This is a genomic window from Cryobacterium sp. TMB1-7 (assembly GCF_004402435.1).
Taxonomy (GTDB): Bacteria; Actinomycetota; Actinomycetes; order Actinomycetales; family Microbacteriaceae; genus Cryobacterium; species Cryobacterium zongtaii.
In genome coordinates this window covers 107,049-132,802 of record NZ_SOFZ01000010.1, presented here as the reverse complement: position 1 = coordinate 132,802, position 25,754 = coordinate 107,049, and the positions used below count along the sequence as shown (strand labels likewise).

Sequence of the window (25,754 nt, the reverse complement as noted above, 5' to 3'; positions counted from 1 at the left end):
CGATGACCACCACCACGCCAGCGAGCAAGGCGCCCACAGAACCACCCGTCAAGCGCCGGATGCCCAAGCTCTCGATCAACCTCCGCCAGTACGGCATCGTCGCCGCCCTGGCCGTGATCGTCATCCTGTTCCAGATCCTCACCGACGGGCGCCTGTTGCTGCCCGGCAACGTGAACAACCTCATCCAGCAGAACGCCTACGTGCTGATCCTCGCGATCGGCATGGTCATCGTGATCATCGCCGGCCACATCGACCTGTCCGTCGGCTCTGTCGTGGCCATGGTCGGCGCTGTCGCCGCGATCAGCATGAACAACTGGGGTCTGCCCTGGTGGGGCGCGGTCCTCGTGTCGCTGCTGGTCGGCGCCCTGGTCGGCGCCTGGCAGGGCTACTGGGTGGCGTTCGTCGGCATCCCGGCGTTCATCGTCACCCTGGCCGGCATGCTCATCTTCCGCGGCCTCACCCTGGTACTGCTCACCGGCGGAACCATCAGCGGCCTGCCCGCCGAATTCACCGCGATCGGCGCCGGCTGGCTACCGTCGTACCTGGGCGAACTGGCCGGGCGCGACGTGCTCACCCTGGCGCTGGGCATCCTCACCGCCGTGGCCCTGATCGTCTTCCAGCTGCGCACCCGCGCTACCCTGGCCCGGCTGGACCTGCCGCGCGAACCGCTCGCCTCGATGTGGACCAAGAACGGCATCGCCGCCATCGCGATCGTCTGGTTCGCCTGGTTGCTCAGCGACTACAGCGGCACCCCGATCATCCTGATCGTGCTCGCCGCCCTGATCCTGATCTACAACTTCGTGCTCAACCGCACGGTGTTCGGCCGCCACGTCTACGCCATGGGCGGCAACCTCTTCGCCGCCGTGATGAGCGGGGTGAAGACCAAGTGGGTCAACTTCTACATCTTCGTGAACATGGGCGTGCTGGCCGGCCTGGCCGGTGTGGTCTCGACCGCGCGAGCCGGCGGCGCCGTCGCCTCGGCGGGCCAGAACTACGAGCTCGACGCCATCGCCGCCGTCTTCATCGGTGGTGCGGCCGTGCAGGGCGGCGTGGGCACCGTGGTCGGTGCCGTGGTCGGTGGTCTGGTGATGGGCGTGCTCAACATGGGCCTGTCGATTCTCTCGGTGGATGCCGCCTGGCAGATGACAATCAAGGGCCTGGTGCTGCTGCTGGCCGTCGCGTTTGATATCTTCAACAAGCGGCGCGCCGGAGGACGATAGCACTGACGCCACCCGGCGGTCCTCTGTCGGGCCCGCACCCGAAAGGACCGTGACCCACCCGTGAGCCAAGCGTCACCCACCCTGGGTGTTCGGGGCGGCACCAGCAACGACCAGCTCCGGCGGTACAACCTGTCGATGGTCATGACGATGCTGCACCACGCCGGTGGCTGCTCCCGAGCCGAGCTCACCAAGCGCACCGGACTGAACCGATCGACGATCGCGGCCCTGGTGGCCGAACTCGTCGACCTGGGCATGGCGTTCGAGGTGGAACCGGAGAGCGTGGTGGGCCGGGTGGGCCGGCCCAGCCCGCAGGTGGTGCCGAACCCGGGGCTGGCCGCGATCGCGGTCAACCCCGATATTGACGCCATCACCGTGGGACTGGTGGGACTCGGCGGTGAGGTGATCCGGCGCATCCGTTTCGACACCACCCGGGTGCCCACCGTGGCCGAGGCCATCAACGCGGTCAAGGCCATCGTCGACGGCATGCGCGGTGAGATCGACCAGAGCTACAGCATCGCCGGGGTCGGCGTGGCGGTGCCGGCGCTGGTGAACTCCGCGGACGGCCGGGTGCTGATCGCCCCGCACCTGGGCTGGCGCGACGTCAACCTGGCCCGCGATCTGGCCCGGGTGCTGGACTACCCGGTCTTCGCCGGCAACGACGCCAGCCTCGGCGCGATCGCCGAGAGCATGTTCGGCGCGGCCCGCGGCATCAACGACCTGGTCTACCTCAACGGCAGCGCCAGCGGAATCGGCGGCGGCCTGATCATCGGCGGCACACCGCTCCGCGGCACCAGCGGCTACGCGGGGGAGCTGGGCCACACCCTGGTGAACAGCGCGGGGGTGCGTTGCCACTGCGGCCGGATCGGCTGCCTGGAGACCGAGGTGAGCATGGCCAGGCTTCTCGCGGTGCTGAAGCTGCCGCGCGCCGACCTGGACGACCTCGACATCGCGCTCGGCGTCTCCCGCGACCCGGCCGTGCTGGCCGAGGTGCGCCGGCAGATCGAGCTGCTCTCCGAGGCGATCTCCAACTTCGTGAACCTGTTCGACCCCGAGATGGTGGTGCTCGGCGGGTTCCTCGGCTCGCTGCTCTCGGTGGGCCGGGAACAGCTGACCGCGGCGATGATCGTGCGCTCCATGAGCAGCATCGGCCACACCGTGGCCATCGAGCGGGCCAGCCTGGGCTCGCACCTGATGCTCGTGGGCGCCGCCGAGCTGGCCTTCGCCGACTTGCTCGACGACCCGGCCGGCTTCGTGCGCGGTCGTGCCTCTCGTCGCTAGTTCGCTGATCTGACATTTGTCGTCAATCACCACAAACTACTTGCGGAAGCGAGGAAGTCTGCCGTAGGCTCCCTTGCGAGGCGGTCGAAACGTTTAGACACTTCGCTCGCCGCTCGGCTGCGTTTCCGCAATCGATCCCGCACTATCCGACCGACGATGGAGTCCAGGTGGCCAACATTCACGACGTGGCACGTGTCGCCGGAGTGTCGATCAGTACGGTGTCCTACGCCCTCAGCGGTAAGCGTTCGATCGCGGCATCCACCAAACAGCGCATCGACCAGGCCGTTCTCCAGCTCGACTACCGGGCCAACGCCGGCGCGCGGATGCTCAAGGGCGCGCGCACCCAGATCCTCGCGTTGAGCGCTCCGCTGCATGCCGGCACCCACGCCCCGGCCCACATGGCCTTCGTGCTCTCGGTGGTCACGGCCGCCCGCCTGTACGACTACGACGTGCTTCTGCTCACCCAAGACGAAGCAACCGTGGGTCTCCGCCGGGTGGCGCGCAGCTCCCTGGTCGACGGCATCGTGCTGTTGGACGTCTCCACCGCCGATCCCCGTACCGACCTGGTGCGCGAGCTCGGCCTGCCGGCCACGGTGATCGGCATCCCCAGTGACACCGCCGGCCTCACCTGTGTCGACCTCGACTTCGAACAGGCCGCGGTGCTGGCCGTTCGCCGGCTGGTCGACCTCGGCCACCGCGAGATCGGCCTGATCGGCCAGGCGCCGCTCGTCTATGAGCGTGGCTCGAACTTCCCGCCGCGTTTCCGGGACGCCTTCCTGGCCGAAGCCGCCCGGCTGGGCATCACCGTGGCCTTCACCCCGGCCGCCGAGGAGTCGGCCGGCGTGCGCGCGGCCGTCGAGCACATGACGGCCGCTCTGCCCGGAATGACCGGGCTCGTGTTGCACTGCAACGAACCCGTGCAGTCCATGGTTCTCGACGTGCTCAGCCAGCGCGGCATCAGCGTGCCGAACGACCTCTCGGTCATTTCGGCCTGCTCCAGCTTCTCCACCGACCATCTCAACCCGCCGCTCGACGTGATCCCGCTACCCGCTGACCAGTCCTGCACCCGAGCAATCGAGCTCACGATGGCCCAGTTCGCCGGAGACGCCGAGCCCCACGTCGAGTACATCGAGCCGACCTACGTCGAGCTCGGGTCGACCGCCCCCGGCCCGCATCGATAGAACCTCGGAAATACCCTCAGAGTCTTCGCGCCGTCGAAACGTTTCGAAATGCGATCGAGAACCGTAGAGCCCAGCAGCACCACCCAACGCACCCTCACCAGGGGCATCACCGCAGGAGCAGTCAAGTAGACATGAAATTCACCGATGGTTTCTGGCACACCCGTCCCGGCGTCACCGCGTTCTACGCGCAGGAGGCCTACGACATCGAACAGGTGGGTGCCGCCCTGCGGGTCTCCGCCCCGACGAAGGTGATCGAACGTCGCGGTGATGTGCTCAACCGCGCCATGCTCACCGTGACGCTCTCGTCGCCGCTGGAGGGCATCGTCAAGGTGCGCGTGGAACAGCACACCGGGACCACAACCGGCCCGGGTTTCGAGCTCGTCGGCGCCGAGCCGGATGCCGGCGACATCGCGATCGACGCCACCGGCGGCACCCTCACGGCCGGCCCGCTCACCGCACGCATCGCCCCGGGTGCTCCGTTCAACCTCAGCTTCGAGGCCGACGGCCGCACCCTCACCGAGAGCGGCCACAAGTCGATCGGGCACATGCAGCTCGCCCCCGGGGCCCCCATCGCCGCCGAACCGGCCGGCGTCTCCGGCGTCACCACCACCGGGCTCGCACCGGCACCCAGCTACACGCACGCACAGCTCTCCCTCGGCGTGGGCGAACTGGTCTACGGCCTGGGCGAACGCTTCGGCCCGCTGATCAAGAACGGCCAGACCATCGACATCTGGAACGCCGACGGCGGCACCTCCAGCGAACAGTCTTACAAGAACGTGCCGTTCTACCTCACCAACCGCGGCTACGGCGTGCTGGTCAACCACCCCGAGCACGTCTCCTTCGAGGTCGGCACCGAGGCCGTCGAACGGGTGCAGTTCTCCGTCGCCGGTCCGGCCATCGAATACCTGGTGATCTACGGGCCCACTCCCAAGCAGATCCTCGAGCGTTACACCCGCCTCACCGGCCGCCCCGCGCGGGTGCCGGCCTGGTCGTACGGCCTATGGCTGTCGACCTCGTTCACCACCCAGTACGACGAGGCCACCGTGAACAGTTTCATCGACGGCATGGCGGAGCGTGACCTGCCACTTTCTGTCTTCCACTTCGACTGCTTCTGGATGCGCGAATTCAACTGGACCGACTTCGAGTGGGACCCGCGGGTGTTCCCGGACCCCGAGGGCATGCTCGCCAGGCTGCACGAGAAGAACCTGCACGTGAGCGCCTGGATCAACCCCTACATCGCCCAGCGAGCCGGCATCTTCGCCGAGGCCGCCGCCGCCGGCTACCTGGTGACGAAGGCCAACGGCGACGTCTGGCAGTGGGACCTCTGGCAGGCCGGCATGGCACTGGTGGACTTCACCAACCCCGCCGCCGTCACCTGGTTCCAGGACAAGCTGCGCGGCCTCTTCGCACAGGGCGTCGACGCCATCAAGACCGACTTCGGCGAACGCATCCCCACGGATGTGGTCTGGCACGACGGCTCGTCGCCCGAGGTGATGCACAACCTGTACACCCAGCTCTACAACAAGGCCGTCTTCGAGGTGCTCCAGGAGCACCGCGGCGAGGGCGATGCGGTGCTGTTCGCCCGCTCCGCCACCGTCGGCGGCCAGATGCAGCCCGTGCACTGGGGCGGAGACAACTCCTCCAGCTACGAGTCCATGGCCGAGACCCTACGCGGCGGGCTCTCGCTGGCCTTCAGCGGCTTCGGCTACTGGAGCCACGACATCGGCGGCTTCGAGGGCATGCCCGACCCGGCCGTGTTCAAGCGCTGGCTGGCGTTCGGCCTGCTGTCCAGCCACTCCAGGCTGCACGGGTCCACCAGCTACCGGGTGCCGTGGCTCTTCGACGAGGGCCGGGAGGAGCCCGGCCAGAGCGCCGTCGACGTCACCCGGGTGTTCACCAAGCTGAAGCTGACTCTGATGCCCTACCTCTACCAGGTGGGCCTGGAGGCACACCGTCTCGGTGCCCCGTTCATGCGGCCGATGCAACTCGAGTTCCCCGGCGACCCCGCCGTGGACTACCTCGACCGGCAGTACCTGCTCGGCGCCGACCTGCTGGTGGCCCCGGTCTTCAGCGAAGCCGGCGACGTGCAGTACTACCTGCCGGCCGGCACCTGGACGAACTACCTGACCGACGAGGTCGTCACCGGTCCCGTTTGGCGCCGGGAGACGCACGCGTTCGACAGCATCCCGCTGTGGGTGCGTGGGGGAGCGGTGCTGGCCACCGGTTCCCGCGACGACAGGCCCGACTACGACTACACCGACCAGACCCTGCTCACGGTCTACCCGGGCGAGTCGGCCGGCATCCGAACTGTCGAAGTCGCCAACCCGCTCGACGGCAGCTTTGTCACCTTCACCATCACAGTTTCCCGCGACGACACCGTCGTGACCAGCGATTCGGATGCCCCCTTCCGGGCCCGCCTCGCCGGCGGCGACATCCTCTCCTCCACCGACCGAAAGGCCACCCTCCGATGAGCATCATCGAGCAGAGCACCACGCAGGCCTCACCCGACTACCGCGACGCCGGCCTGACGTTCCCGGACTCGTTCATCTTCGGCTCCGCCACGGCCAGCTACCAGATCGAGGGCGCCTTCGACGAGGACGGCCGGGGCCCCTCGATCTGGGACACCTTCAGCCACACCCCCGGCAAGATCTGGAACGGCGACACCGGCGACGTCGCCTCCGGCCACTACCACCGGCTCGACGAGGACCTCGACATGATGGTGACGCTGGGCCTGCAGGCGTATCGGTTCTCCATCGCCTGGTCACGCATCCAGCCCACCGGCCGCGGCCCGGCCAACCAGGCGGGCCTGGACTTCTACGGCCGGCTGATCGACGGGCTGATCGCCCGGGGCATCAGCCCGATCGTCACCCTCTACCACTGGGACCTGCCGCAGGCCCTCGAGGACGAGGGCGGCTGGACCAACCGGGCCACCGCGTACGCGTTCGCCGACTACGCGGCGATCCTGGGCGCGGCATTCGGCGACCGAGTGGACACCTGGACCACCCTGAACGAACCGTGGTGCTCCGCCTACCTGGGCTACGGTTCCGGCTCGCACGCGCCCGGCCGCACCGACGGCGCCGAGGCGCTCACCGCCGTGCACCACCTCAACCTGGCGCACGGCCTGGCGATCCTGGCGCTCAAGCCGCTGGTGACCAACGACCCCGACTTCTCGATCACCCTCAACCTGCACGTGCTGCGCGGCGAGGGCGAGACCGGGCCGGAGGCCGTGCGGCAGATCGACGCCCTCGCCAACCGGGTGTTCCTGGACCCTCTGCTGACCGGCGCCTACCCGGCGGATGTCTTCGAAGACACCAAGGACATCACCGACTGGGCGTTCATCCTGCCCGGCGATACCGAGATCATCCACCAGCCGCTGGACGTGCTCGGCGTCAACTACTACTCCACCACCCTGGTTCGGCTGTGGGACGGGGCGGCACCGCGCCAGAACGCCGACGGGCACAAGGATGTCGGTGCCTCGCCGTGGCCCGGCGCCGACAGGGTCGAGTTCCTCGCCCAGCCCGGCCCGTACACCGAGATGGGCTGGAACATCGAACCGGCCGGCCTCGAGGAGCTGCTCGTGGCGCTGCACGAGGAGTTCCCGGCGCAGCCGCTGATGGTCACCGAGAACGGTGCGGCGTTCGCCGACACGGTCGTGCAGACGGAGGACGGACCCCGCGTGCACGACGTGGACCGCACCGACTACCTGCGCCGGCACTTCACCGCCGCGCACCGCGCACTGGCCCGCGGCGTCGACCTGCGCGGCTACCAGGTGTGGTCGCTGATGGACAACTTCGAGTGGGGCTACGGCTATTCCAAGCGGTTCGGCATCGTGCACGTGGACTACGACACCCTGGTGCGCACCCCCAAGGACAGCGCCCACTGGTACGCGGCCCTGGTCGCCACCCGCACCCTGCCCCTCCCCTAACCCCACACACCAGCCCGCGAACTGTGAGCTTTGCCCCAGAAATCCTCGTTTTTCGAGGTACAGCTCACAGTTCGCGGCACGTACGGATGGATATACCTTGAGCGAGTTCGTGTACGGCGGCGACTACAACCCCGAGCAGTGGCCCGAATCGGTGTGGGCGGAGGATGTGCGCCTGATGCGTGAGGCGCACGTCAACCGGGTCACCGTCGGGGTCTTCTCCTGGTCGTCGCTCGAGCCCGAAGAAGGCCGGTACGACTTCGGCTGGCTCGACAGGGTGATGGACCTGATGCACACCAACGGGATCGGGGTGGTGCTCGCCACCCCCACCGCGTCGCCGCCGCCGTGGTTCACCTTTGCCCACCCGGAGGCCCTGCCGGTCACCGCGGACGGCGTGCGCCTGGTGCACGGCAGCCGGGACACCTACAACCCGGCCGCCCCGGCGTACCGGGATGCCGCGCGGCGGATCGCCGGCGCGCTCGCCGAACGGTACGGCCGGCATCCGGCGCTGCGAATGTGGCACGTGCACAATGAGTACGGCACGGTCTCGTACGGCCCCGAGACGGACCGGGCGTTCAGGCTGTGGCTGGCCGAGCGCTATGGCACCGTGGCCGCGCTGAACAGCACCTGGAACAGTGCGTTCTGGTCGCAGAGCTACGCCACCTTCGAGCACATCCTGGCGCCGCAGGCTACCCAGTACCTGCCGAACCCGGCGCACCTGCTCGACTTCAAACGGTTCTCCGCCGACACTCTCCGCGACGCGCTGCGCGAGCAGGTCGCGGTCATCCGCGAGCTGAGCCCCGGCGTGCCGGTGACGACCAACTTCATGCTGCCCAGCTGGAACCACTACGACCAGTGGGATTTCGCCGCCGAGATCGACGAGGTGTCGATCGACCACTATCCCAGCGCCCGCGACATCGAAGGGGAGACCCACGTGGCGTTCGGCGCCGACGTGGCCCGCTCGTTCAACCAGGGCCGACCCTGGGTACTGATGGAGCAGGCCACCAGCCTGATCTACGACTACGCCGCCGCGCGTCTGTTCGCCAAGGACCCAGGCCGGCTCGAGCGCAACACCCTGCAATACCTGGCCAGGGGCGCCACCGGCAGCCTGTTCTTCCAGTGGCGTTCGCCGCGGGTCGGCGCGGAGTTCTTCCACTCGCCGATGGTGCCGCACGCGGGGGAGGACACCCGGGTGTTCCGCGAGATCGTCGCCCTCGGGCACACCCTCACGTCGTTAGCCGAGATCGCAGAACCGCCCGCGGACGGCCGCCGGGTGAACGACGCCCGGGTCGCCATCGTCTGGGATTCCATCGCCTGGTGGGCCGCCGAGACGCGCGCCTTGCCCTCCGACGACCTCGCCTTCCTGCCCGCCGTGCGCGCCGTGCACCGGGCGCTCTGGTGGCAGGGCGTCTCCTGCGACGTGGTGCGGCTCGATCAGGACCTCTCCGGCTACGACCTGGTGCTGGTGCCGAACAAGATCGCCGCCTCCGACGCCGAGGCCGAGACGCTGCGCGCCTTCGTCACGGCCGGCGGTCACGCGGCGGTCTGGTTCTTCTCCGGCAGCACCGACGAAAACCTCAGCGTGCGCCCCGGCGGCTTCAGCGGCGCCTTTGCCCCGCTGGCGGGCATCCGCGTCGAAGAGCACCACCCGCTCGCCGCCGGCGAGACCGTGCAGCTCTCCGACGGGTCGCTGGCGGATGCCTGGGCCGAAGACCTGCAGGTCACCGGCGCCGAGGTGCTGGCCACCTTCACCCACGCTCCGCTGGCCGGCGGGCCGGCGATCACCCGCAACCGGCTCGGCGCCGGCACCGTGCACTACCTGGCCACCCGGCTGGATGCCGCGGCGCTCGGCGACCACATCGGCCGCATCCTCGCGGAGGCCGGCGTGACGCCGGAACACCCGCAGGCCGGCGACGGGGTCGAAATCGTACGCCGCTACGCCGGCACCCGCAGCTACCTCTTCGTCTTCAACCACGGAGAGAGTCCCCGCACGGTCGACCTGAACGGCTACGACCTGCTCACCGACGCGCAGCTCTCCGGCGACATCGAGTTGGCCCCCGCCGCCTCGATCGTGCTCCGCGAGGATGCCCTGCCGGATGCCCCGCACCACCCCTGATGTCACCCAGCCAGGCGGTTCGCAGTCGAACCGCCTGGCACAGCCACAGTCCCGTGGCACACCCAGAAAGGATGCCAATGATGGCACTCAACCGCTCTCTTCGAACCTTCGGCTCCGCCGTCGCCCTCACGGCAGCGTCCGCGCTGTTGCTGGCCGGCTGCTCCTCCTCCGCCGGCTCCGACACCGGCGCCGTCACCCTCGAATTCTGGGGCTGGGCCCCCGGCCTTGAGACCGCGGTCGAAACCTGGAACGACACCAACCCCGACATCCAGGTCGAATTCTTCCGGATGACCGGCGACGACGGCGCGAAGATCCCGCCGGCCATCGACGCGGGCACCGCACCGGATGCCGTGCAGATGTCCGTTCACTCGCTGCCCGGCCACATCATCAACAACCGGCTGATCGACATCGGTGAGTACACCGACGGCCTCGACGCGTCGTTCACCGCCAGTTCCTGGAAGGGCGTCGAGTTCGGCGACGGCGTCTACGCCATCCCGCAGGACTCCGGCCCCACCGGTCTGATGTACCGCTCCGACATCTTCACCCAGTACAACCTCGCCGTGCCCACCACCTGGGACGAGTACCTGGAGACGGCCCGCGCGCTCAAGGCCGCCAACCCCGACATCTACATCGGCCAGTTCTCGCCGAACGAGATCGGCCTCTGGACCGAGCAGGTCTGGCAGAACGAGGGCACCTTCAACACCATCGACGGCGACGCGTGGACCGTGGAGGTCGACAACGACAAGAGCCAGGAGGTCGCCGCCATCTGGCAGACCCTCGTCGACGAGCAGCTGGTCAAGGTGGTCGACATGTGGACCCCGGAGTACTGGGCCGAGGTCAACGCGGGCACCATCGCGAGCATCAACTACGCCGCGTGGTTCCCGGCCCTGCTGGCCGAGAACGCCGCAGACCTGACCGGCAAGTGGTCGGTCGCACCGTCGCCCACCTTCGCGGGAAGCGATGCCGCCGGTGAAACCGGTGGCAGCGTCGACGTGGTTCCCACCGGAACCGAAAACGTGGAGCAGGCCGTGGAGTTCCTCACCTGGCTGAACAGCTCGGACGAATCCCTCGACATCCTGATCAAGGAGGGTGGGCTGTTCCCGACCGCGCTGGCCGGTCTCGACAATCCCGCCATGCTGACCGAGCAGGAGTTCTTCGGCGGTCAGGTCATCAACGAGGTCTTCATCGACGCGGCCAAGAACGTGCCGAGCAGCTGGGTCGACGGTCCGAACTACGACATCACCCAGGATGCCCTCAAGGACGAGTTCGCCAAGGTCGGCACGGGTGCGCAGACCTTCGCCGAGGCCCTGGACGCGGTGCAGGCGCTGACCGTGACCAACCTCAAGGACAGCGGTCTGAGCGTCAAATGACCTCCTCGACCCTGACGGCGCCTCCCGGCGCCCCCGCAGCATCCCCCCGCCGGCGCGGCACCCGCGCCGGCGGGGGGATGCGGGTGGCCCCGTATATCTTCCTCGCGCCCTTCATGCTCTCGTTTGTGGTCTTCATGATCCTGCCGATCGTGGTGGCGCTGTACACGAGCTTCTTCCAGGTCAAACGCAGCGGCCTCGGCTTCGGCGGCGACAACGACTCGATGTTCGTCGGCTTCGACAATTACGTGCAGGCGTTCGCCAACTCGGCCTTCATGGACAGCTTCGGCCGGGTGCTGCTCTTCGGCGTCGTGCAAGTGCCGATCATGCTGGCACTCTCCCTCCTGCTGGCGCTCCTGTTCGACTCCGCCGTGGTCAAGGCCAAACGGTTCTTCCAGCTCGCGGTGTTCCTGCCGTATGCGGTGCCGTCCGTCGTAGCCGCCCTGATCTGGGGATTCCTGTACCAGCCGCGGGTGAGCCCGATCGTGGAGGGTCTGGCAGACCTCGGCGTCTCGGTGGACTTCCTCGGCCCGGGCACCGTGCTCTGGTCGATCGCCAACGTGGCGGTCTGGTCGGTCACCGGCGTCAACATGATCATCCTGTTCTCCGCCCTGCAGACGGTTCCCCGCGAAATGTACGAGGCCGCCCGCCTCGACGGGGCCAGCGAATTCCGGATGGCCATGCAGATCAAGCTGCCGATGATCTACCCGGCCCTGATGCTCACCACGCTGTTCTCGATCATCGGCACCCTGCAGCTGTTCAACGAGCCGATGACCATGCGCTCGGTGACCTCGAACATCTCGGGCAGTTACACGCCGAACATGGCGATCTTCTCGGCCACCACCCTCGGCGGAAACATCAACCTCGGTTCGGCGATGGCCATCATCCTCGGGCTGGCGACCTTCGTGCTCTCGATCGTGGTGTCCATCATGACCAACCGAAAGAAAGGGAAGGCATGATGACGCAGGTCACAGTCACGTCCTCGCCGCCGCCCGTGCGTGAGACACGCTCCCGGCGGGCCGCCCAGAAGGCCGGCTCCTCCCGGCCCTCGGTCCTGGCCGAGGGCGAACGCCCCAGTCGGGGCGCCCGCATCGCCGCCTGGATCTTCATGGGCGCGATCACCCTGTACTTCCTGGTGCCGGTGTACTGGCTGATCGTGGCATCCACCAAGAGCACGGCCGAACTGTTCAGCACCCCGGGTTTCGTGTTCTCGAACTTCAACCTGATGGAGAACCTCGTTGACCTGAGCACCTACAACGACGGGATCTTCTGGCGCTGGATGGGCAACTCGATGATCTACTCGGGGCTCGGCTCGATCGCGATGACGTTCGTCTGCCTGATCTCCGGCTACGCGCTGGCGATGTACCGCTTCAAGGGGCGCACCATGGTGCTCGGTGCGGTGCTGGGCAGCATGCTCATCCCTCAGACCGTGCTGGCCCAGCCCACCTACCTGTTGCTGGTGGAGCTCGGGTTGAACAACACCATCTGGGGCATCTTGCTGCCCAGCCTGGCCTACCCGTTCGGCGTGCTGCTCGCCTTCGTCTTCGCGCAGTCGGCTATGCCGATGGAGTTGCTCGAGGCCGCCAGGCTCGACGGTGCCAGCGAGTGGCGGGCGTTCTTCTCGATCGCCCTCAAACTGCTCAGCCCCGGCGGCGTCACCATCTTGTTGTTCGCGTTCATCGGCAGCTGGAACAACTTCATGCTGCCGCTGCTGGTGCTCAGCGACGCCCGGCTGCAACCGGTCACCGTCGGGCTGTCGGGCTGGAGCCAGGCCTCCATCACCATCCCCGGCCTGCAGACCCTCGTGGTGATCGGCTCCCTGGTGTCGATCATCCCGATCATCGTGGTCTTCGTGTCGCTGCAGCGGTACTGGAAAACCGGCCTGGCCGCCGGCGGGGTGCGGTTCTAGGGATGAGCGTGCTCTCCTACACCGACCAGAGCGGGAGCTGGCTGGACGCCCTCCCGCTCGGCAACGGCAGCCTGGGCGCCATGGTCGACGCCACCGACAGGTGCACCCGGCTGCACCTGAACGACGAAACCGCCTGGTCGGGCTCGACGGCCAGCGAACATCACCACGGGCAGGTGGATGCGGCGGTTGCCGCGGCCGCGCTGGCCGCGGCCCGTGCGCACCTCGCCGAGGACCGCGCGACCGAGGCCGAGGCAGAACTGGCGGTGCTGAGCGCCGAGTACACCCAGGCCTTCCTGCCGTTCGGCACCGTGCAGATCGACCTACCCGGCGGCCACGCCCTCACCAGGCGGTGGCTCGACCTGGCCGACGCCGTCCACCACATCCAGGGGGCCGGCCTCGAACAGACCAGCTTCGCCAGCCACCCCGACGGGGTGCTCGTGCACCACATCGTGGCCGACGCCGCCCTGTCCGACCCGGTCTTCACGGTCTCGGTCAGCAGCCCGCTCGCCGAACTCGGCCGCACGGTCACGACCGACGGCCTGAGTCTTCGGCTGCAGCTGCCGGCCGACGTGGCGCCGGGGCACCGGCCCGACCGGCCCGCCGCCATCTGGGAACTGGACGGCATCCAGCCGCTGAAGGGCGCCATCGTGGTGTCTGTGCGGCATGACGGTCACGCCGCACCCGACGGGTCAGGGGCCCTCCGCATCGAGGGTGCCAGGGAGATCCTGGTCTGCGCGGCCACCGAGACCACCTTCACCGCCGCCGGCCGGCCGGCCTCCGGCACCGCAGCGGATGGCGCCGCCACCGCCTCGGCCCGCCTGGGCGCTGTCGCCGGGGCATCCGTCGACGACCTCGCCGGCCGGCACCGGCTGGACTACACGGCCCTGTTCGACAGGGTCAGCCTGGACCTGCCCGGGCCGGCCGGTGCCGACGGCTGGACCGCTCCCGACCGGCTCGACCGCGCCGCCATCGACCCCCGCCCGGCCGCGCTGACCGATCCCGGCCTGTTGTCGCTCCTCTTCGACTACGGCCGCTACCTCTTGATAGCGTCCTCCCGACCTGGCGGGTTGCCCGCCACCCTGCAGGGCCTCTGGAACGACTCCATGCAGCCGCCGTGGAGCAGCAACTACACCCTCAACATCAACACCCAAATGAACTACTGGGGCGCCCACGTGGCCCGGCTCGGCGAGACCGCTGAGCCCCTGCTCACCTTTGTGGAGGCCCTCGCCGAGCGGGGCGCGAACACCGCCGACCGGCTCTACGGCTGCCGGGGCTGGGTGGCGCACCACAACTCCGACGGATGGGCGTTCAGCTCGCCGGTCACCGGCGACGCCTCCTGGGCGCAGTGGCCGATGGCCGGGGTCTGGTTGGTGCGGCAGCTCGACGAGGTGCGCCGGTTCGGCACCGCCACGCCCGACCAGCTAGCCCGGCTGTGGCGCCTCGCGGCCGGGGCCGCCCGGTTCTGCCTCGACTTCCTGGTGGAACTGCCCGGCGGCAGCCTGACCACCCGGCCCTCCACGTCGCCAGAGAACCAGTTCCTGCAGAACGGCCGGCCGGTCGCGGCCGGCACCGGGTCGACCATGGACCGCACCCTGCTGCGCGAACTGTTCGCGCTGCTGCCCGGCCTCGCCGCCGACAGCGGGCAGGGCGACGACCCGATCCTCGCCGAGGCGGCGGCCGCGCTGGTGCGCATCCCCGGCCCCCGAATCGGCAGCGACGGCACCCTGTTCGAGTGGGACCGGGAGCGCCTCGAAACCGACCCGCAGCACCGGCACGTCTCGCACCTGGTGGGGCTGTACCCCGGCGACGGTCTGAGTGCCGAGCACGCCCGGGCGGCGTCGGCCACCCTCGACCGCCGCGGTGACGACTCCACCGGCTGGTCGCTGGCCTGGAAACTGTGCCTACGCGCCAGGCTGCACCAGCCCACCAAGGTCGACGACCTGCTCGAGCTGGTGCTGCGGCCGGCCCGCGACGACGCCGGTCCCCATGTCGGCGGGCTGTACCCCAACTTCTTCGCCGCGCATCCGCCGTTCCAGATCGACGGCAACCTGGGCTTTGTCGCCGCGGTCTGCGAGCTGCTACTGCAGTCGCACACCGGCACCCTCGAGCTGCTGCCCGCGCTGCCCGCGTCACTGCCCGAGGGCCGGGTGACCGGGCTGGCCGCCCGGGGCGGCGTGCTCGTCGACCTGACCTGGTCCGCCGGAACCCTGGTGAGCGTGACACTGCGCGCCCGCGCGGAGCGCTTCGCGGGCGCCAGGCTCGTCGGCTACCGCGGCCGCCGGCACGAGGTCGTTGTGCCCACCACGGGCATCCATCTCTTCAGGGCACCCGACGGCACCCTCTCGTGACCGGGACGGGGGTTAGGGCTTGGGCTTGTCGAGCGTCGTTGCGGCGGGGGCGGTGGCCGGCTTCTCGTCGGGCACGGCGGCGTCGGTGGGCGCCAGCTCGGTCTTGAGGATCTTCATCGACTGGCCCATGCTGCGCGCCAGTGCGGGCAGTTTGGGTGCGCCGAAGAGCAGGAGAACGACGAAGAGGATGATGATGAAGTGCCATCCGGTCAGATTGCTGAGCATGATGTCCCGTCTAGTCGGTGATGCTGATGGTGAATGGATGCGGCGAATCTAGGAAAGCGCGATGTGCGGCCCGCCGAGGAACGCGAGCTGCACCCCCCGCGACAGAGTGACCCGAAGGTCGGCCGGTGCGGCGTTGGTGCCCGCACCCTCGAGACGAATCGACACGGTCTTCCAGTCGAGCGTACCGACCTCGGCGCTGCCGAGCGGTGACCACAGTCCATCGCGGCGGCTCTCCAGGTCGATCCGGCCGGTGCCGCGGGCCTCGACCGCGAGCACCCCGGCCAGGGCGGCCAGGTCCACCGTCAGGTAGACCAGGCGGGCGCGCCGCGCATCGGCGGCCACCGCCACGGCGGTGCCGGCCAGCGGTGTGTACGCCACCAGCTCGCTCCGCACGGTGTCGCTGTGCCCGGTGTGGTCGAAGGAATCGGCGCCGAACCCGGCGACAGGGTTGCGGGGTGCGACGGAGACACCGTCGACGTGCAACAGCAGCCGGTGGTCGATGCTCTCGGCCGAGCGGCCGACGAGCATCTCGTAGTCGCCGGTTTCCACGATGAGGCGTTGGGTGGTCACGTCCCAGACCATCAACGCGGCAGGGTCGAGGGCGATGGTCAGCTCTGCGGCACCGCCGGCCGCGACGCTCACCCGACCGAAGCCGGCCAGGCGGCGGCGGGGGAACGGCAGCCGGTGCGCGTTCGCCGCGACGTAGAGCTGCACGGTGGCAACGGCCGGCCCCGCGGGCTGCGCGTCGCCGGGGTCGCCGATCACTCCGACGGTCACGGTGACCGGAGTCAGTCCGGTCTCGTCGGTCCACCGAACCCGGCTGGCGGACAGCGTGGCGGCCGACACGGATGCCCTGGCGTAACCGAGCCCGTGGCCGAAGGCGAAGTCGGGTGTTGCCGAGGAATAGAGGTAGGTACTGGCGCTGGTGATGATGTCGTAGTCGAGCACGTCGGCGAGGTCGGACTCGCCGGACCACCAGGTCTGTGCGAGACGCCCGGTGGGCTCCACCGCGCCGGTGAGCACGTCGGCGAGGCCGTGGCCGAGCGCTTCGCCGGCGTGCGACGACCACAGGATGGCCGGGGCCTTCTCGAGTGCCCCGCCGAGGGCGAACGGGTAGGAGGAGATCACCAGCAGCGCCAGGTGCGCATTGGCATCGGCGGCCGCGCCGACAAGTTCGGCCTGGTGCTCCGGCAGCGCGAGGGCCGGACGGTCCTCGGTCTCGCGGCCGCCCAGGTGCGGGTCGTTGCCGACGGTGACGATCACGGTGTCGGCCTCGGCGGCCACATGGGCGGCGTGGGCGAGCCCGGAGCGCAGCACCCGGAGGCCGAATCTGTCGGCCGTGGCCTCGGAGGCCGGCTGGGCCAGGATGGCGCCGTTGCCGAGGTCGGCGTGCAGCCAGAGGCCGGAGCCGCGGTGCTGCAGCGACACGCTGCCGTCGTCGTGGCGGAGCAGGCGCAGGTCTTCCTGGGCGACCCAGCCGCCCACCCGGGTGGCGGTGTCCTCAAGATAGCCGTGCGCGCCGCGGGTGACGAGGCGGTCGGTTGCGGTGTTCCGCAGGGTGACGTGGCCATGACCCCACTCGGTCAGTTCAAAGGTCTGCGCGTCGCCGACGGTGTCGCTCGCGGCGTGCAGACGCCCGCCGTCGGGTCCGCCGGAGGTGAGGTAGCGGCCGGTGCGCGGGTCGCGGAGCGCGATCAGGTCGCTGCCGCTGGCGACGGTGACGCCACCGCCGGTGGCGGCCAGCGCCGTGGCCAGCCCATCTGTGAGGCTCACCGGGGCGATCAGACTGCCGCTGTACCAATCGGCCAGGACCCGGTCGGCGAGCGGCCCGAGGAGGGCGACCCGGGACGCCGGGGCCAGCGGCAGCACCGGGGTGCCGGCGACAGGGTCGTTCTTCAGCAGCACGGTACCGGCCGCGGCTGCCTCCCTCGCCAGGGCCAGGTGGGCGGGTGAGCCGATCACGTCGGCGGTGATGCCGGCGTATTGATGCGGTTCGGTGTCGAATTCGCCGGTGCGGGCGCGGGCCGTGAGCAGGCGCAGCACCGCGGCATCCACGTGCTCGATGCCGATGAGTCCCTCAGCGAGGGCTTGGCGTATGGCCGAGACCGTGGGTTCGGTGTTGGTGTCGTTGTCGGTGAAGCTGTCGACGCCGGCGATCAACGCGGCGGCGTGAGCGGCCACGGGTCCGTCGAAGAACTCCTCGGACACGAAGAGGTTGGTGGGGGCGGCGGCGTCGCTGACGATGAACAGGTCGGCACTGTCGGCCACCCAGGTGCGCAGGTGTGCCGCGACGAGGTCGGAGACGTGCGCCGGGTGGCCGTTCACCAGGTTGTAGGAGAGCATCGCGGCGCCGGCGGCGCCCTCTTCGATGGCCGGGCGGTAGGCCGGCAGCTCATACTCGTGCAGCACTCGCTGGCGCAGCTGCGAATTGGTCGTGGAGCGGTCGACCTCGTTGTTGTAGCCGAGGAAGTGCTTGAGGGTGGGCACCGTGCGCCAGCGCACGGGATCGTTCCCGCGCAGGCCCCACGAGTAGGCGCAGCCGAGCAGACCGGTCAGCCAGGAGTCCTCGGAGTAGCCCTCCTCGTTGCGGCCCCAGAGCGGATGCCGCAGCGGGTTCACCACCGGCGCCCACACGTTCAGGCTCACCGCGGGGGAGTCGGCGTGCTTGCCCCGCACCTCGATGCCCACGGCTTCGCCTACCCGACGCACCAGGTCCAGGTCCCAAGAGGCGGCGAGGCCGACCGGCTGCGGGAACAGCGTGGCCTCGCCGAGCCAGGACAGGCCGTGCAGGCCCTCGGTGCCGGTGGAGAAGGCGTCCAGCCCCAGGCGCTCGATGGCGGGATTGGCCTGATGCAGCAGGCTGAGCTTCTCCTCGACGGTGAGCTGGTCGAGTAGGTGGTGTGCCGTTGCGGCGTCGGTGCCGTGCGTCATCAAGTTCTTCCTGGTTCGGTGACCGTCGAAGCGTTTCGACAGTTGTCGCGAAAACTACGTCGACATGCCGAGTCTAGGTCACAATTCACGATTTGTGGTTGCCTCCGCGTAATTCCTCCCTGTACACTCCCGATTGTCGAAGCGCTTCCGCAGGGAGTTGGACTTGGGGGCAAATCTTGCTTTTCCAGGCCTCGGCAAGAACAGCAACTTACGAAGAAGTGAGGCAGCATGAGCATCCAAACGGCCAGTTCTGATCTGAGAGCATTCGCCAAGAAGCCGCTGAACCGGAGGTCCTTCCTGGGCTTCGTAGGTGCCGGAGCGGCCGCAGCCACTCTCGCCGGCTGCAGCACAGGAACGGCCAGCACGTCGGGCGGCTTGTTCAGCGCCGAGGACATCGCCGGCGTCATCCCGAACTACTATCCGGTGGACTTCGCGGTCCCGGACCTGGTCAGCGTCAACGGCTCCACCGCCGGCTACCTGAAGCTGCCCACCACGCTGCGCAAGTCCGTGGCGAAGGTACCGGGCGCCGGCGGGTCGTACACCGCGCTCTCCCCGGCCTGGTGGACCATCCCCAGCTCGAACAACGACTACTTCAAGGCCGTGAACAAGGAACTGGGCGCGACGATCAAGTTCCAGGTCTCCGACGGCAACACCTACGGCGAAAAGATCCAGGCCGTGCTCGCCTCGCCGAACAACGTGCCGGACATGGTGGTCATCCCGTCCTGGAACCTGCCGCCCAAATTCGACCAGGCCGTCACCTCCCTGTTCGCCGACCTCAGCCCCTATCTCGCCGGCGACAAGGTGAAGGACTACCCCAACCTGGCCAACATTCCGACCGACTCGTGGAAGTACTCGGTCTTCCAAGGCAAGCTCTTCGGGCTTCCGTACCCGGGTGAGGTCATCCAGAACGCGTTCTTCTACCGCAAGGACATCTTCGACGAGCTCGGCCTGCCGCTGCCCACCGACGCCGAGAGCTTCATCACCATCCTCACCGAGGCGACGGATGCGTCCAAGAACCGCTGGGGTGCCGATGACCTGTGGAACGCCGGTCAGATCATGTTCGGCGTGCCAGACAAGTGGACCGTCGCCGACGGCAAGCTGGTGCACAAGTTCGAGACCGACCAGTACCGCGAGGCCCTGGACTGGCTGACCCGCCTGTTCAAGTCCGGTGCGGTGCACCCGGACGCCATGGCCGGCAATGACCAGCAGGCCAACAGTCGCTACGAGGCCGGGAACACACTGGTCAAGAGCGACGGCGTGGGCGGCTGGGCCGAGTCCCTCGCCAGGGTGCTGCCGTCCAACCCGGGTTACAACACCCAGGCCATGGACTTCTTCGCGGCCGACGGCGGCGACCCCACCCTGTACAAGGGCAGCCCCACCAACATCTTCAGCTTCATCAACAAGAAGGCCGACGAAAAGGCCATCAAGGAGATGCTCGCCGTGGCCGACTTCATCGCGGCACCGTTCGGCACCGCGGAGTACCAGCTCCTCAACTCCGGGGTTCAGGGCACCCACTACGACCTGGACGCGAACGGCGCCCCGGTGCTCAACGCCAAGGGCCAGGCCGAGGTCACCTCGACCTACTCGTTCCTGGTGCACCCGCCGGTCGTGCAGGCGCACGTGGAGTACCCGCAGTTCGTGACCGACTACTGCAACTGGAGCGCCCGGATGAGTGCCTTCGCGGCCGACCCGGTGCTCTACGGGGTGCAGATCCAGGAACCGGCCAAGTTCGGTTCGCTGGGCAAGCCCTTCGACGACCTCAAGGCCGACGTGGCCAACGGGCGCAAGGAACTCTCGGCCCTGGACGGCGCGATCGAGACCTGGAAGTCCAACGGTGGCAACGAGCTGCGCAAGTTCTACCAGAAGTACCTGGACGCGTAGGCCGGGCCGATGACCTTAACCGACGAGCGGCGCCCCACTCCGGAGGCGCCGCCCGCAGACCCCGCCACCCTGAAGGCCGCGACGGCGAAAAAGCGGAAAAAGCGCCGCGCCCTGTTCAAGCGCGACCGCACCCTGTTGATCATGGTGCTGCCGGCGCTGCTGCTCACCGCGTTGTTCGCCTACGTGCCGATCGTCGGCAATGCGATCGCCTTCCAGGACTACTCGCCCTACGTGGGAGCGTTCGAGAACCCGTGGGTCGGCTTCGCCAACTTCGAACGGGTGCTGGCCGACGAGGCCTTCTGGTCGGCGGTGCGCAACACCCTCACCATCACAGCGTTCCAGCTGGTCTTCTTCTTCCCGGTGCCGATCATGCTGGCGATCCTGTTGCAGGGGCTACTCAGCCCGCGGGTGCGGTCGCTGTTCCAGTCGATCGTCTACCTGCCGCACTTCCTGTCCTGGGTGATCGTGATCTCGATCTTCCAGCAGATCCTCGGCGGGGCGGGGCTGCTCAACCAGTTCCTGCGCGACAACGGCATCGAGGCGGTCAACCTGATGACCCAGCCAGACACCTTCCTGATCCTGGTCACCTCTCAGGCGCTCTGGAAGGACGCCGGCTGGGGAATCATCGTGTTCCTCGCCGCGCTCAGCGCCATCGACCCGAGTCAGTACGAGGCTGCGGCGATGGATGGCGCCGGCCGGCTCAAGCGGATGTGGCACATCACCCTGCCCGCCCTGCGGCCGATCATCATCCTGCTGCTCATCCTGCGCCTGGGGGATTCCCTCACCGTGGGCTTCGAGCAGTTGCTGCTACAACGTGACGCGGTCGGAGCGGGTGCGGCGGAGGTGCTGGACACCTTCGTCTACTACTCAGGCATCCAAAACGGCGACTGGAGTTACGCCGCCGCCGCAGGCCTGATCAAGGGCGTGATCAGCGTGATCCTGGTACTGGGCGCCAACAAACTCGCGCACCTATTCGGAGAAGCCGGGGTCTACCAGAAATCATGAGTATCACCACCAAACCACGCGCCTCAGCGCGCTCCCGTCCTCCCCGGGTCATCCGGCCGGCCTGGGAGGAGCCCCGCGCTCCGCTCGAAGCCGGTGCCCGCGGCATCGTGCTCTTCGGCATGGCCGCCCTGATCGTCATACCCCTCTACATCGTCGTGCTCACCAGCTTCTCCTCGCAGGCCACCATCACGGCGGCCGGCGGCATGGTGATGGTGCCCGGCGAGCTCACCTTCTCCGCCTACGAACAGATCCTCTCCGGCGGAGTGGTCACCCGGGCCGTCATGGTCAGTGTCGGCATCACCGCGGTGGGCACCCTGATCAGCCTGGTGGTGTCGGTGATGGCCGCCTACGGGCTCTCCAGGCCCGGCTCATACGCGCACCGGCCGATCCTGTTCTTCCTGCTGATCACCATGTTCTTCGGTGCGGGCATGATCCCCAGCTACCTGCTGGTGAGCAACCTGGGCCTGATCAACTCGTACTGGTCGCTGATCCTGCCCAGCTGCATCAGCGTGTTCAACATCTTCCTGATGCGCGGCTTCTTCATGGGCATCGACCAGTCGATCATCGACAGCGCGCGCATCGACGGCGCCGGCGACTGGCGTATCCTCACCAAGATGGTGCTGCCGATGTCACGCTCGGTGATCACCGTGATCGGCCTGTTCTACGGCGTCGGCTACTGGAACGCGTTCTTCAACGCCACCCTGTACATCAACGACAGCGAAAAGCTGCCGCTGCAGGTGATCCTGCGCTCCTACGTGCTCCAGGGCGTCTCAGTGCCCGGCCAGGTGAGTGTGGGCAGCGGTGAGGTCGCCACCCTGGCGGTGCAGATGGCCGTCGTGATCATCGCGCTGGTGCCGGTGCTGATCGTCTACCCGTTCCTGCAGAAGCACATCAGCTCCGGAGTCATGATCGGCGCCGTCAAGGGCTGATTCCAGTACCCAGCGCCCGGGCGGCAGCCGGCCGGGCGCTGGGTATTCTTAGCAGTGACGCACTGACGGCTCCATCCAGGTATCAGAGGACGCATGGCAACTATCAACGACGTAGCCCGTCTCGCCGGGGTGTCGATCAGCACGGTGTCGTACACGCTCAGCGGCAACCGCTCCATCGCCGAGTCCACCAGGAACCGGGTGGTCAGCGCCATCCAGGAGCTCGGCTACCGGCCCAATGCCGGGGCAAGGATGCTAGCCGGCACCCGCACCCGCATCTTCGCCCTGACCGCCCCGGTGCGCCCCGACACCCAGGCCGGGGTGCTGATGTCCTTCGTGCTCGCCGTCGCCACGGCGGCCCGCAAGATCGACTACGACGTGCTTCTGCTCACCGCCGACGAGGCCTCCACCGGGCTGGAGCGGGTGACCTCGAGCCGACTCGCCGACGGCATCATCGCGCTGGATGTCTCCCTGGACGACGAGCGGATGCCGCTGCTGCGCGCTCTCAACATCCCCGCCACGGTCATCGGCGTGCCGGCCGACACCTCCGGGCTGGTCTGCGTCGACCTGGACTTCGAGGAGGCCGCGCACCTGGCCGTCGGCCGGCTCGCCGACCTCGGGCACCGTTCGATCGGACTTCTCGGCATGTCACGCCTGACCTATGACTGGGGTGCGAACTACCCGCTTCGGTTCCGGGACGGGTTCTTCGCCGCGTCTGACGACCGTGACATCGCGACGGCCTTCGTGATGCCGGACGGCGACATGGACAGCATCCGCCGCGGTATCGACGAGCTGTTCAGCGCCATGCCGACCATGACGGCCCTGGTCATGCACGCCGGCGAATCCGTGCAGGTCACGGTGCTGGAGATCCTCGCCGCCCGGGGGATCTCGATTCCCGGCCAGCTGTCGGTGATCTCGGCCTGCGCGGTCTTCGACACCTCGGCGTTCAGTCCGCCGCTGGACGAGATCCCTTTGTCCGCGGAGGACTCCGGAGTACGTGCGGTGGAACTGACCATCCGCCAGATCACCGGCGACCGAACCCCGCACGTCGACCTGCTGCCGCCGCGTTACGTCGAGCGGGGTTCGACCGGCCCCGCCCCGGTCCGCGAACCGTGAGTAAAGCCCCAGAAATCGAGATTCTGGGGCTTTTTCTCACAGGTCACGAGGGGTCAGCGGGGGGTCTTGCCAGGAGTGCTCGGGGGAGTAGCCGAGCAGGCGCCGGGCCTTGTCGATGGAGAGCAGGGTGTCGGTCCCGGGGACCAGGCGGGTGAGCTGCACGTTCGGGAAGACCTCGGCGGCGAGCTCGGCGCTGGGCCGGCGCATCACGGTGTCCGCGGCGGCGATGATGAAGCGTTCGAAGCCGGGCGGGGCGGTCTGCAGCGCCTTGAGCACGGCTTGGGCACCGTCGCGGCCGTCGATGTAGCCCCAGAGGTTCCACTTGCGCAGCGTCGCATCCGTCTGGAACCCGTCGAACATGGCATAGTCCTCCGGGTCCATCACATTGGAGAACCGCAGCGCCGTGATCGAGAGCTCGGGATCCCAGCGCACCAGCTCGATGGCCATCTGCTCCTCGAGGTGCTTCACCAGCGAGTATGTGCTCTCCGGCCGGGCCGGGTACTCCTCGTCGACCGGGATGTAGGGCGGGTCGACGTCGAACGGCAGGCCGAGCACCGTCTCGCTCGACGCGTACACGATGCGCTTGATGCCATTGCGGCGGCCGGCCTGGAACACGTTGTAGCTGGAGAGCATGTTGTTATGGAAGGTGGCGACATCGGGCGCCAGGCCCGGCGCCGGGATTGCGCCCAGGTGCACCACGGCGTCGAAGCCGTTCACCTGGTCGTTGACGCCGGCGAAGGCGTCGACCACCTGTCCGAAGTCGGTGAGATCGATGCGCACGAAGCCGGCTTCGCGGCTGCCGGCCAGGTCGAAGTTGATCACGTGATGGCCCTCGGCGCGGAGCCGGGCGAGCACGGTCCTGCCGAGCTTGCCGCTTCCGCCGGTGAGGGCGATTCTCATGCTGGGGAATTCCATGGACTTCCTTGTCTGGGTCGATTTGTAGCGTTCTGCAACGTATCACGCCGGGTCGGGGGAGATGCCGGGTATTCTGGGGGCCAGAGTGACTCACGCTCGCAGAATCGGGCGTCAGCCAGACGGAGGAACCGTGCAGGGCAGCAGCCATGACGACGTGCGCAGACACAACCTGTCTGTGGTGTTGCGACTCGTGCACCGCAGTGGGGCGGCGTCGCGGTCCCAGCTGACCAGGGTCACCGGACTGAACCGGTCCACCATTGCCGCCCTCGTCGCCGAGCTGGTCGATCGCGGACTGGTCGTCGAGCGCGAACCGAGCTCCACCAATCAGGTCGGCCGGCCCAGTCCCATCGTCAGTGTCAGCGAGCAGGTCGTGGCGCTCGCCGTGAATCCGGAGATCGACGCCGTCACCATCGGCATCGTCGGCCTCGACGGTCAGGTGCACCGCCGGGTGCGCTACCCCACCGACCAGTCCCCGAGCGTGCTCGAGGCCGTCAACATCGCCGCAGCCGTGATCGACGGCATGCGCGGCGAACTCGAGGCCAGGTTCAAGGTCGTGGGAATCGGCGTGGCCGTGCCCGGCCTGGTGCGCGCCCACGACGGACTCGTACGGCACGCGCCGCACCTGGGCTGGACCGACGAACCCCTCGCCGAAATGCTCGAAGCCGCGACCGGCTACCCGGTTCTCGCCGCCAACGACGCCAGCCTGGGCGCCATGGCCGAGCGGTTTTTCGGCGCCGGCAAGGGCATCACCGATCTCATCTACCTCAACGGCGGTGCGAGCGGCATCGGCGGCGGCATGATCGTCGGGGGTGCGCCTGCCGGCGGCATCGCCGGATACGCGGGCGAGTTCGGGCACACCAGGGTCAGTGACAGTGAACGGGTCGACTCCGCCGGCATCCGCGGCACCCTGGAGGCCGAGGTCACCCGGCGCGAGCTGCTCGAGGTGCTCGGCCTGGCCGGAGCGGATGCCGACGAGCTCGAACAGGCGCTGCGGGCATCCACGTCACCGGAGGTACGCGCCGAGGTCAACCGTCAGATCGACCACCTCGCGGTGGCGCTGGCCGGGGCGATCAACATCCTCAACCCACAGGTGGTGGTGCTCGGCGGGTTTCTTGCCGCGCTGCTGGCGGTGGATGCCGACAGGTTGCGCTCCGCCGTGGCGAAGCACTCGCTCGACGCCGCCTTCGGCACCGTGCGGCTCAGCGCCGCGGAGCTCGGTTCGAACCTGCTGATGATCGGCGCCGCGGAGCTGGCCTTCGAGGGCCTGCTCGACGACCCGGCCGGACTCCCGGCCACGGCGCCCGCCGGTGCGCCCGCCGAGTCTCCCTGACCCTGCCCCCTCCCTACCGGACCCGGGACGGACCAGGGTTCACCAGGCCGGGCGGATTCAGACGCACCCGGCGCCCGGGAACGT

At 68.5% G+C, this 25,754-nt stretch carries 18 protein-coding genes; 15 read left to right on the top strand and 3 right to left on the bottom strand.

Translation table 11 applies throughout. The features are described 5' to 3' along the window. Positions 1–2: 2 nt before the first annotated feature. The 10 genes from mmsB (at position 3) to E3O60_RS03960 (ending at position 15,341) form a co-directional block, all read left to right on the top strand. Positions 3–1,220, top strand: a complete 1,218-nt coding sequence (mmsB, locus tag E3O60_RS04005; protein ID WP_088455105.1) for a multiple monosaccharide ABC transporter permease — start codon at positions 3–5, stop codon at positions 1,218–1,220. Between the two features lie 60 nt (positions 1,221–1,280). Then, positions 1,281–2,498 (top strand): ROK family protein, encoded by a 1,218-nt coding sequence (locus E3O60_RS04000; protein WP_241993199.1) that lies wholly within the window; start codon positions 1,281–1,283, stop codon positions 2,496–2,498. A gap of 167 nt (positions 2,499–2,665) precedes the next feature. Next, complete coding sequence (locus E3O60_RS03995) at positions 2,666–3,679, top strand: LacI family DNA-binding transcriptional regulator (RefSeq protein ID WP_134497196.1); 1,014 nt, start codon at positions 2,666–2,668, stop codon at positions 3,677–3,679. 131 nt (positions 3,680–3,810) lie between these two features. Next, a complete protein-coding gene (yicI, locus tag E3O60_RS03990; protein WP_134409176.1) occupies positions 3,811–6,150 on the top strand; it encodes an alpha-xylosidase in 2,340 nt (779 codons plus the stop codon). Next, positions 6,147–7,604 (top strand): GH1 family beta-glucosidase, encoded by a 1,458-nt coding sequence (locus E3O60_RS03985; RefSeq protein ID WP_134497194.1) that lies wholly within the window; start codon positions 6,147–6,149, stop codon positions 7,602–7,604. The genes yicI and E3O60_RS03985 overlap by 4 nt, the downstream gene beginning before the upstream one ends. Positions 7,605–7,701: 97 nt before the next feature. Then, the gene (locus E3O60_RS03980) at positions 7,702–9,717 is read left to right on the top strand and encodes a beta-galactosidase (RefSeq protein WP_134497192.1); all 2,016 of its coding nucleotides are present in this window, start codon (positions 7,702–7,704) and stop codon (positions 9,715–9,717) included. 77 nt (positions 9,718–9,794) lie between these two features. Then, complete coding sequence (locus E3O60_RS03975) at positions 9,795–11,087, top strand: extracellular solute-binding protein (protein ID WP_166788950.1); 1,293 nt, start codon at positions 9,795–9,797, stop codon at positions 11,085–11,087. Then, a complete protein-coding gene (locus tag E3O60_RS03970) occupies positions 11,084–12,043 on the top strand; it encodes a carbohydrate ABC transporter permease (protein ID WP_134481083.1) in 960 nt (319 codons plus the stop codon). Before E3O60_RS03975 ends, E3O60_RS03970 begins: the two co-directional genes overlap by 4 nt. Next, positions 12,040–12,993 carry a carbohydrate ABC transporter permease gene (locus E3O60_RS03965; RefSeq protein WP_198415685.1) on the top strand — a complete coding sequence of 318 codons (954 nt, stop codon included), beginning with the start codon at positions 12,040–12,042 and terminating at the stop codon, positions 12,991–12,993. Before E3O60_RS03970 ends, E3O60_RS03965 begins: the two co-directional genes overlap by 4 nt. Positions 12,994–12,995: 2 nt before the next feature. Then, positions 12,996–15,341: a glycoside hydrolase N-terminal domain-containing protein gene (locus tag E3O60_RS03960; RefSeq protein ID WP_134497188.1), complete on the top strand. Its 2,346-nt coding sequence runs from the start codon at positions 12,996–12,998 to the stop codon at positions 15,339–15,341. A 12-nt stretch (positions 15,342–15,353) separates the two neighbouring features. Here the strand turns inward: E3O60_RS03960 and E3O60_RS03955 are convergent, their stop codons facing one another. Continuing rightward, the gene (locus tag E3O60_RS03955; protein ID WP_103459695.1) at positions 15,354–15,566 is read right to left on the bottom strand and encodes a twin-arginine translocase TatA/TatE family subunit; all 213 of its coding nucleotides are present in this window, start codon (positions 15,564–15,566) and stop codon (positions 15,354–15,356) included. Between the two features lie 48 nt (positions 15,567–15,614). Continuing rightward, the gene (locus E3O60_RS03950; RefSeq protein WP_134409183.1) at positions 15,615–18,497 is read right to left on the bottom strand and encodes a glycoside hydrolase family 3 C-terminal domain-containing protein; all 2,883 of its coding nucleotides are present in this window, start codon (positions 18,495–18,497) and stop codon (positions 15,615–15,617) included. Positions 18,498–18,725: 228 nt separating this feature from the next. On the opposite strand from E3O60_RS03950, the gene E3O60_RS03945 reads away from it, so the two are divergent. From E3O60_RS03945 to E3O60_RS03930, 4 genes are all read left to right on the top strand, one after another. Then, a complete protein-coding gene (locus E3O60_RS03945; RefSeq protein ID WP_103459697.1) occupies positions 18,726–20,378 on the top strand; it encodes an extracellular solute-binding protein in 1,653 nt (550 codons plus the stop codon). A gap of 9 nt (positions 20,379–20,387) precedes the next feature. Further along, positions 20,388–21,383, top strand: coding sequence for a sugar ABC transporter permease (locus E3O60_RS03940; RefSeq protein ID WP_134481086.1), 996 nt, complete (start codon positions 20,388–20,390; stop codon positions 21,381–21,383). Then, the gene (locus tag E3O60_RS03935; protein ID WP_103479835.1) at positions 21,380–22,312 is read left to right on the top strand and encodes a carbohydrate ABC transporter permease; all 933 of its coding nucleotides are present in this window, start codon (positions 21,380–21,382) and stop codon (positions 22,310–22,312) included. Before E3O60_RS03940 ends, E3O60_RS03935 begins: the two co-directional genes overlap by 4 nt. A gap of 93 nt (positions 22,313–22,405) precedes the next feature. Continuing rightward, complete coding sequence (locus tag E3O60_RS03930; protein ID WP_103459700.1) at positions 22,406–23,425, top strand: LacI family DNA-binding transcriptional regulator; 1,020 nt, start codon at positions 22,406–22,408, stop codon at positions 23,423–23,425. Between the two features lie 36 nt (positions 23,426–23,461). Here E3O60_RS03930 and E3O60_RS03925 read toward each other — a convergent pair whose 3' ends face one another. Next, complete coding sequence (locus E3O60_RS03925; RefSeq protein WP_134497240.1) at positions 23,462–24,325, bottom strand: NAD(P)-dependent oxidoreductase; 864 nt, start codon at positions 24,323–24,325, stop codon at positions 23,462–23,464. A 145-nt stretch (positions 24,326–24,470) separates the two neighbouring features. Between E3O60_RS03925 and E3O60_RS03920 the strand changes: the two genes are divergently transcribed. Continuing rightward, on the top strand, positions 24,471–25,670 hold the full coding sequence (locus E3O60_RS03920) for an ROK family transcriptional regulator (protein WP_241993198.1): 1,200 nt from the start codon (positions 24,471–24,473) through the stop codon (positions 25,668–25,670). Positions 25,671–25,754: the final 84 nt, after the last annotated feature.